Source organism: Endozoicomonas sp. ONNA2 (assembly GCF_024606365.1).
GTDB lineage: Bacteria > Pseudomonadota > Gammaproteobacteria > Pseudomonadales > Endozoicomonadaceae > Endozoicomonas.
Genome location: NZ_JAHHPO010000742.1, coordinates 1 through 13,755, shown reverse-complemented (window position 1 = coordinate 13,755; position 13,755 = coordinate 1). Strand labels below are relative to the sequence as shown.

Here is a 13,755-nt window from a genome sequence, read left to right as displayed (position 1 = left end):
GCCGCCCGCTTCCCGAAAAGCTGGAACCACTTGTGCTTTTGCGGGCAGCGGCATTTTCCCGTACTGAATAAAATGATGAAGTTATTCCGGGACAATTACTAAAGGTATAATTGCGCTTATTCTACTGCTTATAACTTCTTTACGTCAGGGGAGCTGGCCGTTCTGGCTTTCTCCGGGTCGTGCCTGTCAGTCATTGGAACCAAAAACCTGTTAGCCTCATCCATAAATAACCTCAACTGGATAGTGTGTCTTTGGCAGCGTCTTCTATAGTGATATTTCCTGTCCTTAAGCTTCTTAACTGTGGGACTGAATGCGGGATTGCATGTAGTTTTTCCCTGACGTCAAGTATTCGCTTGCATAGCCCGGGTTTCATAAGGGCTCGAGACATGTAAATGACCTTCTCCATTAGAAAAAAAATCATATTTTTTACAGTCGTGCCGGTTACGCTGCTGTACAACCTGATCTTTGGTATTCACCTCTACTTCTCACTCAAACAGGCTACGGACGCGGTAGCCAAAGGATTGATTGAGCAGGTTTGGCATAAAGCCGACAAAATTGACAGCTATACCCGGCAGTTGATGACCCTGACCACCTTTATGGGGGATATGTTGAGTCGGATGCCCGTCGCTGATCATGCCATGATCAACCATTTGCTAATGGATCTGGTGGCCAGAAACTCCCTGGTTCGGGGCTTCACTTATGTGAGACCTGGCAGCAGCTTGCAGCACTGGGATGTTTTTCATGCCTACTGGAGTGGTGGCAGGGTCAAGCTGGATGAAAGCCTCGACACCGGCCTGTTTCCTGCCCAATTCTGGTGGGTTCAGGGGCAGCAGAAAGAGGGATTCTGGACATCACCAAGAGGGTCTGCTGATAAAGGCTGGGTGGTCAGCTATATCGTACCGGTCTTTTCAGCCAGGACGCTTTACGGCTACTTCTGGATGGATATCAGCCTTGCCGATTTGCGTCATCAGTTGGTGGAAAATACCACGGGAAATGCCAGTTTTTCTATTGTGAATGGCGCAGGAGAATACCTTCAGACGGATAGTGAAACGCCGAAACGCTATCAGTTAAACAGTATTCATCAAAGCCAGTTTTATTATGGTACGCCGGGTCTGTGGCATGACCTGGAAGAGCTGATTGAAAGGGGTGAGCCCGCTTTCCGGCATAAGTGGGTGCCGGTCAGGCAGAATGAGTACTGGTTAATGGGGGCACCAATTAAATCAGCGTCCTGGTGGATGATCAGTTATGCCCCGAGAGAAACCGTACTGGCGCCTGTTATTGATCAGGCACAAATTAATGCATTGCTGATGCTGCTCTCCCTGACACTCATATTTACCTGTGCCAGCCTGGTGTCGGTGAGAATTACCCGTCCGATTATCCGGTTGCAGCAAGCCATGGATGACTTTACCTACCGACGGGTGATGCCGGATATTACCCGGATCAGTCAGGATGAAATTGGCAGTTTGACAGAAAGTTTCCAGCAACTGGTGACCAGGCTGGCGGATCGGGAGAAAGCACTTCATCAGGCCAGAACCAGCAATATAGGTCATTTGCTTGAGCGGCTCAGGGGGAACTATTTCTATTTTAATCTCAACAGGGATGGATGTGTAACCCATGTGAGTCCGTCAATAGAAGCCATTCTGGGCTACTCTCCGGGCGAGTTTCTTCGTCCATTGATCGGGTATCTTGCTACCCGGGACAGTAAATTATGTTTTCGGGAGCAGTTTCGCGAGGCCAGGCAGGGTCGGTGGGGCGACACCTTTGAGCTGGATATCCGGCATCTCAATGGTAGTATCCGTCGGCTGGAAATCTTCTGGAGCGACATCGGGGATTTGGAAGGCAGGCAATATCTTCTTGAAGGGCTGGCCAATGATATTACCGATCGGGTCAGCGATACCAGGAAATTCAAACTGTTGCTGGACAGCACGCCGGATGCCACCATCATTGCCACACCGGAAGGCATTATTGGTATGGCCAACAGTAGGACTGAAGACCTGTTTGGCTTTCACCGGGAAGACCTGGTCAATATGCCCCTGAGCCTGCTGACGCCGCTGGAAAACCGCCCGGGACATCCCCTGCTGGGCGATATGGCAAAGGCCAGTTGGGAGCAGCTGTGCCTGGTGGGCTATGAATCCAGGGGGATTGATCGTAAAGGCCGGGTTTTTCCGGTAGAAATCACCAGCAATCCCCTGAAAACCGACGATGGACTGCTGATTTCCATGGTGGTTCGTGACATCACAGACCGCAAACGCATTGAGCATGAGTTGATGCGAGCCAAGGAAGAGGCTGAACGGGCCAATCTGGCCAAGGGCCTGTTTCTCTCCAATATGAGTCACGAATTGAGAACACCGCTCAATGGTGTGCTTGGCAATGCCCAGTTGTTGTTAAGAAATCTCTCGTTAACGTCAGCCCAGCGAAAAAGCCTGAATACCATTGAGGCCAGTGGCCAGCATTTGCTGTCACTGATTAACGATATTCTCGATTTAACCAAAATTGAGTCCAGCAAGATTGAGTTACACCCCTCTGCCGTGCGGTTGATGGAGTTACTCCGTGGGGTGCGTAACATTCTGATGGAAAGAGCGGCCAGTAAAGGGTTGGAGTTACGCCTGTTGCCCATTGGCACGTTACCGGAAATTGTCATGCTGGATGAAATCAAGGTTCGCCAGGTGCTGCTGAATCTGCTCAGTAATGGGGTTAAATACACGGTCAGGGGGTGGGTTGAATGCCGGGTTTGCGTGGAGGGCAACGATATTGTTTTCGAAGTCCGCGACACCGGTGTCGGTATTGCCCATGAGGATCTGGAGAGAGTCTTTGAACCTTTTCGACAGGTTCATTTGGGGTTGCAGGTTGGTGGCACTGGCCTGGGGCTGGCAATCAGCCGACGGCTGGTCTCGGCGATGGGCGGGGAGCTTGATGTTATCAGCGAGCCAGGCAAAGGGAGTCGTTTTATTTTTGTCCTGCCCCTGGTGTTGGGAAATTTTGAAGCTTTGAAAGAGCATCAGCGTCTATTGCCAGGTTCCATTTATGTTCATTTGGATGAACGCTTCCAGGGGGTTCGGGTCCTGGTGGTGGATGATGTTGAAAGTAATCGGGATATGATGGCCGGGTTGCTGGACTCCGCCGGTTTCCGGGTTGATACCGTCGGCAATGGCCTTCAGGCGGTTGAAGCAGTGAAGCAGGTGGATTTTGACTTGATTTTGATGGATATCTCCATGCCGGTCATGGATGGGGTGACAGCGATCAGAAAAATTCGTGAGCTTCCCGAAAAAGCAGCCATCAAGGCAGTGGCTGTGACCGCCAGCGTCAGTCATGAGGCCAGGGAGCGTTTGTTGATTCAGGGCTTTGATGAATACATTGGCAAGCCCCTGGATGCCGGGCTGATGTTTGATAAAATTCGCTGTTTACTGGGGGTGGATTATGTCTGCGCACTGCCAAAACCAGAGTGGAATGAGCCTGACTTGCTGCAAAGTCTCAAAGAGATGCAGATGGATGGTTTTGTGAATGCCATTATTTCAGCTTTTGAGCAGGGCGATCTGGAGTCTCTGGAGCAGACGCTGCACGAATTTGAGCGCGACCCGGCATTGATGGACGTGATTGGCTTCCTGCTGATGCTGACGGCGGATATGGATATTGCCAGGCTGGAGAACTTTATTGGTCAGTTGGCAGAAAATTTTGGCTCTTCCTCATTTTGACAAGGGGCGTTGAGGCATTACCTGAATTCGTAGCAAAAATGCATGATCAAGGATCTGCCGCACCTGAAAACTGCGATTGCCGGGCATCCTGTGGGAACTCGCCAGGAGGCTGTCCGAGAATAGCCGGTTTTCCCCAGGTGGCACTGTTTTTAAACAGGACTTTGGAGCCAAAGCAGATAGCCGGGCATTGTTTTCCAACCCATGCCGTACACGACGCAGGCATGCCTTTTTCTTCTTAAGAAAAAATGAAAAATACAGATTTCATGAGGAACGTAATGGAATTGCATACTACACTGCAAGTTGCTTGCGCATTGGAAGCCCTCCGTTTTTGTATTCCCTGATGTTTATTGGCCTTGGTTAGGCTAGCTGTAAAAAGCAGAGACACTTCAACTGTTTTCAGAATAAATTTCAAATATATCCAGGCAAATTGATAGCGAGAATAAATGATGAATATATCTTTTCTTTGTAGTATGGGTGATCAAGTCGGTACAGGCTGCGCCACACCACATAATATAGTCGGTAAAGAGATTAATATTCCTGCAGAAAGCAAAAAAGCTCACTGGGGCAATGGAAGAGTGGTCATAGAGGTTCCCGGTGATCAAATCTTATTGGTTAACACCTGCCTGGGTTATGATCATCTAAAGACCATTTCCCCGGATTACTCCTTTTTTAGACCGGTAAATGACGACCAACTGAATGATGTAAAGCCTTATCTCAATGAATTAATAAAACGGAAAATAATTGTTTTAACCGAAGTGAAGCGTCCTGATATCCAAGACATCAAAGAGGACTGTCGAAAATCATTTTACACGCCTGAAGGTGAATTATTTAATAAGAAATTTAACCAGAGAAATTTGTCTCCATTACGAATGGGAGAGGCTGGCTTGAAGTTTGTTGGCGATAAGTCACATGATTGGACTCAATGCTGTGTTAATCCTAATCATATTCTACATCTGTGGGAAGAAAGTGATGATCCTGTAGCGGAGCACTTAAGGCATTGTCAGCGTTCCTGCATAGATGATATGAAATATAAAATTCCAGTATTATCTGCTATAGCTGGAGAAGAAATAAAAGAAAAGGCTTATCATGTGCTAATGGCAGATGGGCCAGAAGAGCGTTCAGGTGGCTTCTGTAATTCTGCTACCGTTCTCTCACATCCGGGTGCTCCTTTAAAAATAATAGCTTCAAGAGATGTATTCTCTGTCATTGATCATGCCAAGCTTGATAAGATGAAAGCATTTCTTGAAAAAAAAACTGAATTCTCATGAAATAGATGGAGAATATTTTGATCTGCTCAAGCAATCATTAATCTTGCAGTATTTTTCTGGTCTTTTTCGAGAGTTCGATCAGGGTATTCAAGAGTTTATTGACCGGCTGGAACGTTATTGTCCAGAACTTGAGGACTGTGATGTTGCAGAAGCCAAAACTATTTTGACAGCATTGAAGTCAAGTACTGTAAAAAAAGAAGCAGAGGCTGCTGTTGAAAAACTGGCGAACATGGAGATGCTAAAAGTTACTGGTAAATTGTCAGGTTACTTACCCAAACAAATAGAAGCAGGCAAGTCAGCAATGAAGCTTTCTGCCCTGGACGATCCAGGTAGGTTTGCCAGTCATCAATCAGGAAGATTTTTCTGTGATGACTTTTTTAATGAGCTGGTATTAAATGGTAAACTTGGTTCTCTCTTTTCGGATAACTATTTCAAGTCTGATAAAAGAAACGAAAATCTCATGCAAATGTTAGAGAACGGTGCTGAATTGACAGCAACGCTGGTTAGAATTTCTAAAAAAATTCGTTCGCTGGTAGCAGCAATTTCTGACGAATAAACGACAAAAATTTTATAAATTAAAACAATTGGCTTGAAAAGAAGAGAATAAAAAAGCCACGGCTTCGTTTCATATGAATTTAAGTTCGATTGCATGGATGCAGAAGCCAGAGCAACGCAGCAGCATTTGCCGAGAGTGTCGGCACAAGATGCCAGAAATATATGATTCCATAGGTTTAGCTACCTGGATCGTTCCCGGACAGCCTTCTGGTGAAATCGGGTGCCTCTGCCTTTATCCATTGCTCAAAAGCCTTTAATGATTCATCTATTTTTGTGCTGTCATAATCATTGATACCCCGAAACCATTTCTTCATTAATAAATTGCACTCGTATTCATTCTTTTTATGTTTGTCCATATTCGCTGCAAAGTCATCCAGCCAATGTTTTTCTTGTTGATTAATGATCAATAGTTTCATGAATTCCATCGTTGTAATAGGGCTGACAGCTATGATTTTGTGCTTCAGGCAGTATTTGGCTATTTCTAATCGACTCACATCTGAGCAACTCTCCCATATTTTTATAAAATGATTTCTGTAATTTTCCAGGGTGTCTCTACAACAAACGTTAGCTTTAAAACGATCCATCATGTTTTGACCTTCATGATCTAATTCAAAACACGACATTGTATTATTTTCCGTGCTCCTGAAACTTTTTTCGTCTCCCCCATCGTTTGTGTTGATGTCAAATTCTATGTATTCGTGTTCAAGGGGAAACATGACAAATTCTATAATGTTTACAATTAAAGCCAGAACCTCTCCTCTGGGTGCATGGCTACACACATCTTTTTCAGGGTCAACTAAATATGACAAATCGGTCAGAAATGACGATGTTTCAAAGCTAAAGCACTTTTCATGCTTTTGGTTTTCTTCACGTACTTCTCTAAGAAAGGTGATTCTGAAGTCAAAGTAAAAATCCCTGACATTTACAATTTTACGTTCATAGAATTCCGGGTTTTTTTTAATAAAATTCGATAAAGTTTCAATATTGTTCATTCCTATATAAAAAAAATCTTTAACAATAAATTTAAGTCTTTCCGGATGCTTGCTTATTACATTGTCAATCTGTTCAGCGAGAATTTTTTTGGTGGTTTCATCCATAGGTGTCATGCCAATGGTGCGACTCTGTAAAAAACCTTTCGCCACAATGTAACGACGCAAGTAATGACTTTTTTCCATCACGTCCAGCCATAGTTCCAGATTGAACTGACCCTGACTGTTGATACATGACTGCGATATAGCTTGGGATAGCTTGGGTATACTGTCTGTTACCTGCTGATCATTAATTAATTTTGCAGGAAAAAATCTTGCGCTTTTTAACACTGATGATGCAAAGCATTCACCTTCAAAAGAGCAGCCTGTAAAAGTAATATCGTCAAGACTTGCGTCGTTTAACTGCTCCATAGTGAATTTACAGTGCTTGAAATGCATTCCTTTAAATTTGGTATCGTTCATTGAGCAGCCCCTGAAATCCAACCCTGGAAGCGATCGGCCCAATATGGTAGTCGGTATTTTCAAACCATCCAACGACTGCAGTTTTCCTTCCAGCAGTCCTGGATTTTGTTGAAGCAGCAACTCTAAACTTTCTTCGCCACAGGCCTTGATGAGCATTTTGATGTTTCCGGGGATCCGGCTGAATACAGCAGTTAACTCATAGTAACGGGTTGACGGGGAATACTGAAAAAGCGCTTCCAGCGGGCGTCCGTCGGGCCAGTGGCTGTAGCGTCGCTTGAGGGCATGCAACAGATTTAGCCGGTCTTCTGGAGAGCTGACGTGCAGCGATTTCAGTTCATCAAACAATGATAAAGGGTAGGCAAAAAAGATCTCGTGATATGGGGCTTTCATCACTTTCTCATAGTCACCATGCGAGCGCAGAATTATTTTAATATTACGTCGAAAGGCCTCCAAACCGTGGTGGAAACTGTGATAAAAATGATTATCTTTAATCGTACAAAGATCGAGACGGCCGAGCGCCTCAGATTTGATCAGCGCGGACAATAGCCCCCCATAATGACTACGCCCGATTTCATGCTCGACAGGCTGGATACGGGTAAACACATCACGGGCGTCAACATCAGCCTGACGCTTGATATCCTTGGTAGTGGGCTCCAGGCCCATGTCCATCCGTCGCTCAAAGGGACAAAGAGTGCCTTCATTTGCCAGGCTAGCCATGACAGTCTCTTTACTGTCGCTGTTGCCAAGAAAACTGACATTGTGACCGGGACAGAACGACCGGGCAGCGTTTTCGGCAATGTCATGTGGCAGCCCTGGAAGGAAATATATCAGTCGTCCTGCACGAATACGAAGCTGCTCCTCATATTTAAGGGGCTGTTTCAGCAGCTCTTCAAGAAACGCTTTTTTTCTGGCGATTACTGAAGCATCCGCGTTAGCATCTGCTGCCACGGCACGGTTTATATCACCGAGGCAGCCATGATAGTTGGCCAGGGCATCCAGCCACCGTTCCTCCAGGTCGCTGGCATCCGGTCGCTGACAATCAATGCCCAGCCCTGCCAACTCACTGAACAGCGCTTCAACCACTGATTTACCGTGTCCGGGCAAGGTCAGCGCCAGGCTATTTTGCATGGCTCGGGCCTTAGGCAACCACTCGGGTATAAACTCAATATGCCCCTCCTGACTGACCGGTTTCAGTTTAGCGACTCGGACAGGTGAGGCAGGCAGGCCAGCATAATCAAGCTGAGTCTTGTTAAAATAACTGACGCTCTGGCCTGTTTGCCTGGCGAAACCGTGACTGAATTCAGCCAACTGTACTTTTGCTTTAATATTTTCAGCGGCCCGCGAGCAGACCCGTGCAGGAAAGGCGGGTTCAGGCAGTTGGATTATGTTCAGGGAGTTCTCGCCAATAGACGGCCTGTCTGCTTCTAAAGACTCCCTGCATGTGGCGACATTGGCTTGCAGGTTTTTTATGGCCTTGTCGATGGCGTCGTGATCAGATGGGTCCCATCGCCCTTTATCCCGGATTAACCGCTGCGCCAATTGGTCACACTCATCGGCCAGGCTGGCCAGGTCGCTGCGCCAGTCCCGGTAACTGGCGCTCAGGTGGCCCTGAAGGTAATTGGTCCATGTGTTCAGATGGTGCAATCCCCGTTCCAGAGCCAGGTTGTCCGCCAGTCGGTTGCTGGCATCCCGGACCAGCTGGAGTGACATCCGGGTAATCGGCTTGCCGTCCTGATCCAGTCGCTGGCTAAGGCAGAGCTGTCCGCCGCGGATATCCTGGCCCTTAACCTGCAGCCAGCCCCCGCGGATACCCGCCGCCGCGATGGCCTGGTATTCTGCCATGGATACCCGCTCACCGGCCTCGACGCTGTTGGCAAATCGGGTGGTGAGCCAGGCGATTCGATCATGAATCGTCTGCCGTAACCAACTACGGTCACCGGGCAGGAAACCGCTGTGTTCGATCTGTTGGTCCAGTGCTTGCCAGTCAACTTCGCCCAGCATCGCTTTCAGGGTCTGCCCCAGCAGCTCATCGTCCAATTGTGACAGAATAGCCACGCAGGGGTTGTGGATAACGTGGGAGTTCATTGCTGGCGCCCGGGGATCCCGCAGTTTTATCAACAGCAACGGCATGGAGGAAAAATCATCCTCTTTGGAGGCGGGTTCTGGTTTATCCGGACACGGATAGCGTGTGGCCATCCCGGCGAATTCCCAGTTCAACATCACCGGCTCCCCTTGCGGGGTCAGTTCAATGTTCTCCCAGGCTTCGTTGACCATGGCTTCATTACCAACGATGGTATTGACCAGTAACAATCTGGCCCACTGATTTGCAGGCAGGGATTGCAGAGGGTCTTTCCCGCTTTTCAGGTTACCTGGCCAGTCACTGGGAATTTCACTGACCACATAACTGCAACCCTGTTCCTGATGGGCAAAGGTGACGGGGGCATTAACGCCCAGCATTCGGGCGAGATTGGCCATCAGTGCCTGATTGCGGGCGCTTTCCACAGAGACCGCTGTTTTGATGTAGTAGCACTGTTGCTGAACGGGGTCATTATACAACTGCCCAATCTTGCTCCCTCCCACGCTCTCGCTCTGCCGATTCAGCCTGACCAGGGAGAAGGCTGGTTCTGGCTTCACCGGGGGACCGGTAAAAGGCGTGATCAGCTTGCTGATGAAATCGGATTGCGTGCCTATAGTAAATAGCTGATACTCCAATGGCGAAGGATGGTGTTCCCACTGCTTTTTCGTGTTTACACACCGGGTAGAGGTTTGTCTGAAAAACTGTCTGGCTGTTTTGGTGCTGTCTTGCAAGTCGATGGCAGACCAGAGATCGCCCTGGCTGGCAATCACCCGGCAGACCTCTCTGGCCATAAAACGCCAGGCTTCACGGCTTTGGTCATCCTGGCAGTTGGCAAAACACTCCAGCTTGTCCATATAAAAACAACCTCTGACCCGCATAACCTCCAGCGTATCGGCATCATGGAGCAGACTGCGCAGTGTCTGTATCTCCTCGGGCAGATGCTTGCAATTATCCGGTAGATCCTTGTGGCGAATTGCTTCACCGCACTGCCAGGCCAGGGACTGCTCAATGCCACAGTTTCGCAGGTGCTCTTGCAAATTGTCACCGCTGGTCTTCTCCCATTCAGTGGAGTCTTCTCTATCTCCTTCACGGCCCGAATCATGGAACAGACAGGCCTTGACCAGTAACGGTATCAGGTGCTCAGGAAAGGACAGCGCTCGGTGATCTTGTTGCTGTTTGCGTTGCTGCAGTATCGCCAGCGCCCAGATTGCACTCCGGCAGCTGTGCTGTAGGCCATGAATAGGACGCGCAATGGTCTGGGATGATGGTAAAAAACTGGATGGGTGATATTCCTGGAGCAGGGCAGTTTTTACTGGAATCTCAATGGATTTGATAAACGGTTGGTCAATTATTGGCAGGCTGGACGTTTCCGTTTTGGTGTTATGGCGGACCGATGCGCTTTCAGCAGTCGTCGGTGTCGGCTTTTCATAAGCCGTCAGACTGATTTTCCGATGAGCGTTGCTAACGGTTATCTTGGGATCGGGTGTGCACTGGTCATTGGAAATAAAGTTTTCAGGCTTAGTCGAAAGGACGTCACCTGAGGGGATTATGTTGTCATTAACCTGGACCGTTCTGGTGAACGTCATGCATTGTCGGTCGAGATTAACATTGTCATGGATTTGTTTATCAAGGCCACTCAAATTTTTGGCGCTGACCGAATTAATCATCATTAAGTCCACCTTTATCGTTCCCGGTCCCATATTAAGGAGGCTGTCTGAGAATAGAACGGCGTTATTCTCAGGCAGCCTCCAATGGTTTATGAATTACTCGGCAAAAAAATTTTGTAGTTTTTAACCCGGATATTTTATAAACGTGCTCCCGATCTCGCTTGTCCTTTGCTCTGAGGAAGTTTTGCTCAGTCGACCGTACTCCCGGGTAACGGCGCTCCCTCACGAAATCCCTTGAAGCGAAAAAATTCCCAGGCTTTGGCATCCCGCGTCGCCACGGCTCTCACATTCATATGATCGTGCGCGAGATTCGGGGCAGTTTATGAAATACCCAGATTAGATCATTCGCTTAATAATTAGTTCCCGTCCAAAAACGCATCGGACAATCATAATCGGGCTGTACGTACATTTTAATATTCCTGAAATTCCAGAGAGCCAGGAAAACTCTTTCCTTTTTTCCTCTAATGCGGGACGAATATTGGAGAAAAACGTAAAAAGCAGGCAGATAACATCCTCGCTCTATGCTGGAAAGTCAGTTTCATGTAGCGTGAAGGTGGCTATCAGGATAGGGAGTGTCAGAGTTAATCAAGCGGTAATCTTCTCCTTATTCTTTGAATGCGGGAATTGCTGGTCCGATGTTGATTTCTCAACAGAAGAAGCCTCGGCAGTTGATGATTCACAGGAAGGCTTATCAGATGGCAATTCCCCAATAGAATAAAACTTGTCGATAGTCATTGATCTTCGCACACGTGACTTAAAGCGACTTTTTGGCGATGCTCTCCAGCAGTTTGATTTGGCGGGCTGGCATATCCTGTTCCAGTAGCCAGCCGACAACGGCAAAATCCCGGGCCTGTTTTTGTCGTTGCTTACTTTCGCAGGCATTGGCCCAAAGACTCATGCGCTGCATACGCTCACGCCATTGTCCTTTTTTGGGCTCAAGTACCCGGTCACAGATTTCGCTGACCATCTTTTTAACTGTACCTCCTGTGATGGTGAAGGCATCCGGGATCAGCCAGCTATCGGCAAAAGCAGAATTTGTCCAGCTGGCAGAACGTTTCTGGGCGATGGCTATCTCCTGATCGGAGGGGGGCGTAGCAAAGCTTAACAGCTCGGGGCTAAGCTCCTCAAAGTGTGCCGGTGCCGGGTTCCAGTTAACGAGGCCAAGCAGCTCCATGCCTTCGAGCATATCTGCGCTGAGACAGGTTTTGCTGCTGAGATTGAGAGCCATAAACGGCGGAATCAGTTTCTCAATCAGCCCACTGGATACTTTTTCAAGGGGAACGCCGTGTTGTTTTGTGCTGGTGATGATGTGCTGGAGATTTTTACGGGTTTCTGGCGGCGACACAGAAATGTCAACAATACCGACTCGCTCTTTAAGCACAAAATTAACCAGTCGGAATGCCCGGGGCTGGTTGATATCCTTGACTATGATCATCACTCCCTGAGCGCCACTGCCATCGACAGAGGTCATCCATACCTGAATCTCGCCATTCGTGGATACTTTTCTGCCGGAAGGGCAGACGCCCAGCTTTCGGACATTTTTAATGAGCGTGTCAATATGAACCTGTACTGCTTTAGGCACCCAGTTGCGAATCCGGATTATTCGATCCAGTGTCAAGGGCGTGATCGATTTGGGGTGTTTGGCCAGAAGTTCAGCCACTGTGACGGCCTTGTCTTCCTGCTCGTCCAGCACTAATAGAGCCAGATAATCACCATATCTTGGATTATCAAAAGAGAGCATTTGTTGAGTAATAAGCATCATGCCTGCCGGGGGCATAAAGCCCATTTGTTCCTGCCAGACGGAGGCAAAAGTAAATTCATCGGGAATTTCCTCCAGCATGGCGTGACAGATGTTGTTCAGGTCCTCCAGGGCATAGTCACCGTCTGCGTCTTGTGAATCATGATCTGACGTCTGCCAGTGATGGATAAACTCAATAAATGATTTGGACAGGTATTGTCGATAATTGGTCAAGACACTCAGTAGTGGCGTCATGACCACATCGTCCAGTTCATCGTGCTCGTAAGATATCATGATATTTTGTTCCACTTCCTGCCAGAAGTGGGCAGCTTGTTGATCACCCTGACGAATCTGAATAAATAGACCGTTCAGGGCAAACGAAAGGATTGTGGCAATAGCATCACACTCTTGTTCGTCAACGCCTTCAACACAGATGGCAAACAGGAACTGTCCCAATGACCGAAGATCATAAAGGCGATGCCAGCTCTGAGGTGGCTCCGGCTGGTGACAAATGGTGGTCAGGTTGGCTACCGCATCGTTAATCAGATCTTCTATCCAGTCCTGCCCAGTGCCTGATTCGTCGGGTGCGGGTTCTGCACGGCTTTCCAGCATGTTGACTGATGGGTCTGCAGCCCCGTGGGGGTGGTAAATTTTCAGATAGTCTTTTTTAATGCTCTGAAGGTAGTTGATAATGGCTTCGGCATGCTTGAGTTTTTTCTTTTGAGCTGAACCGTCGATCAAGCGCTGCAGGCACTGCCAGCAGGCGATAATCTCGGGTACTATCGTTTTTACCCGATTATCGGAACAGACCAACTTACGGGGGAACAGTTGGGTCATCACTTGTCGGGTTGATTTCAGGTCAATGGACTCAAGTCCTTTGCCCAGGTGCCTCATGTTCAGCTCCATAAACAATCTGAACATCATGCCGCAAGATTTCTGATTGGCTTTTGAGAGCTTTTGATATTCAGGCGACAGATAAAAGATATCCAGAAACCGATCAACCCATAAGTGCAGTTGATCATTGCACTTGTCCGGGTCACTCAGATAGGTGCTCTTTTTGAACTTGAAAGGTTGTAATGACATACGAACTCTTAAACGGTGTACTGTGAATTGGTATAGGATAGCGCATTGAGGAGTATGTTTTGCCGGACTACGGTAATAATGACATGTCGGGAAGGTATTTTTTGCCGTGAAAGAAAATTGCCACGGAGGCACAGAGAACAGAAAAAGGCTTTTCCCTGTGTCTGCGTGACTGGGAGGCTGTCCGAGAATAGCGCCCGACTGGGCGTCCCCGTAGCGAGGATGGC

General features: G+C 47.9%; 7 protein-coding genes. 3 read left to right on the top strand and 4 right to left on the bottom strand.

What is annotated here, in order from left to right:
• The first annotated feature begins 392 nt into the window (after positions 1–392).
• On the top strand, positions 393–3,692 hold the full coding sequence (locus KDK14_RS13120; protein ID WP_257265600.1) for an ATP-binding protein: 3,300 nt from the start codon (positions 393–395) through the stop codon (positions 3,690–3,692).
• A 46-nt stretch (positions 3,693–3,738) separates the two neighbouring features.
• On the opposite strand, the gene KDK14_RS13115 is transcribed toward KDK14_RS13120, so the two are convergent.
• Positions 3,739–3,915, bottom strand: coding sequence for a hypothetical protein (locus tag KDK14_RS13115; RefSeq protein WP_257265599.1), 177 nt, complete (start codon positions 3,913–3,915; stop codon positions 3,739–3,741).
• 220 nt (positions 3,916–4,135) lie between these two features.
• Between KDK14_RS13115 and KDK14_RS13110 the strand changes: the two genes are divergently transcribed.
• Together KDK14_RS13110 and KDK14_RS13105 are read left to right on the top strand one after the other, a co-directional pair.
• Complete coding sequence (locus KDK14_RS13110; RefSeq protein WP_257265597.1) at positions 4,136–4,960, top strand: baculoviral IAP repeat-containing protein; 825 nt, start codon at positions 4,136–4,138, stop codon at positions 4,958–4,960.
• Positions 4,935–5,516, top strand: a complete 582-nt coding sequence (locus KDK14_RS13105; RefSeq protein ID WP_257265596.1) for a hypothetical protein — start codon at positions 4,935–4,937, stop codon at positions 5,514–5,516. The genes KDK14_RS13110 and KDK14_RS13105 overlap by 26 nt, the downstream gene beginning before the upstream one ends.
• A gap of 175 nt (positions 5,517–5,691) precedes the next feature.
• Here the strand turns inward: KDK14_RS13105 and KDK14_RS13100 are convergent, their stop codons facing one another.
• From KDK14_RS13100 to KDK14_RS13090, 3 genes are all read right to left on the bottom strand, one after another.
• Positions 5,692–10,713: a pentapeptide repeat-containing protein gene (locus KDK14_RS13100; protein WP_257265594.1), complete on the bottom strand. Its 5,022-nt coding sequence runs from the start codon at positions 10,711–10,713 to the stop codon at positions 5,692–5,694.
• Between the two features lie 751 nt (positions 10,714–11,464).
• Positions 11,465–13,531: a hypothetical protein gene (locus KDK14_RS13095; RefSeq protein ID WP_257265593.1), complete on the bottom strand. Its 2,067-nt coding sequence runs from the start codon at positions 13,529–13,531 to the stop codon at positions 11,465–11,467.
• Between the two features lie 8 nt (positions 13,532–13,539).
• Positions 13,540–13,755 (bottom strand): hypothetical protein (locus KDK14_RS13090; protein ID WP_257265592.1); only part of this gene is annotated, 216 nt, incomplete at its 5' end.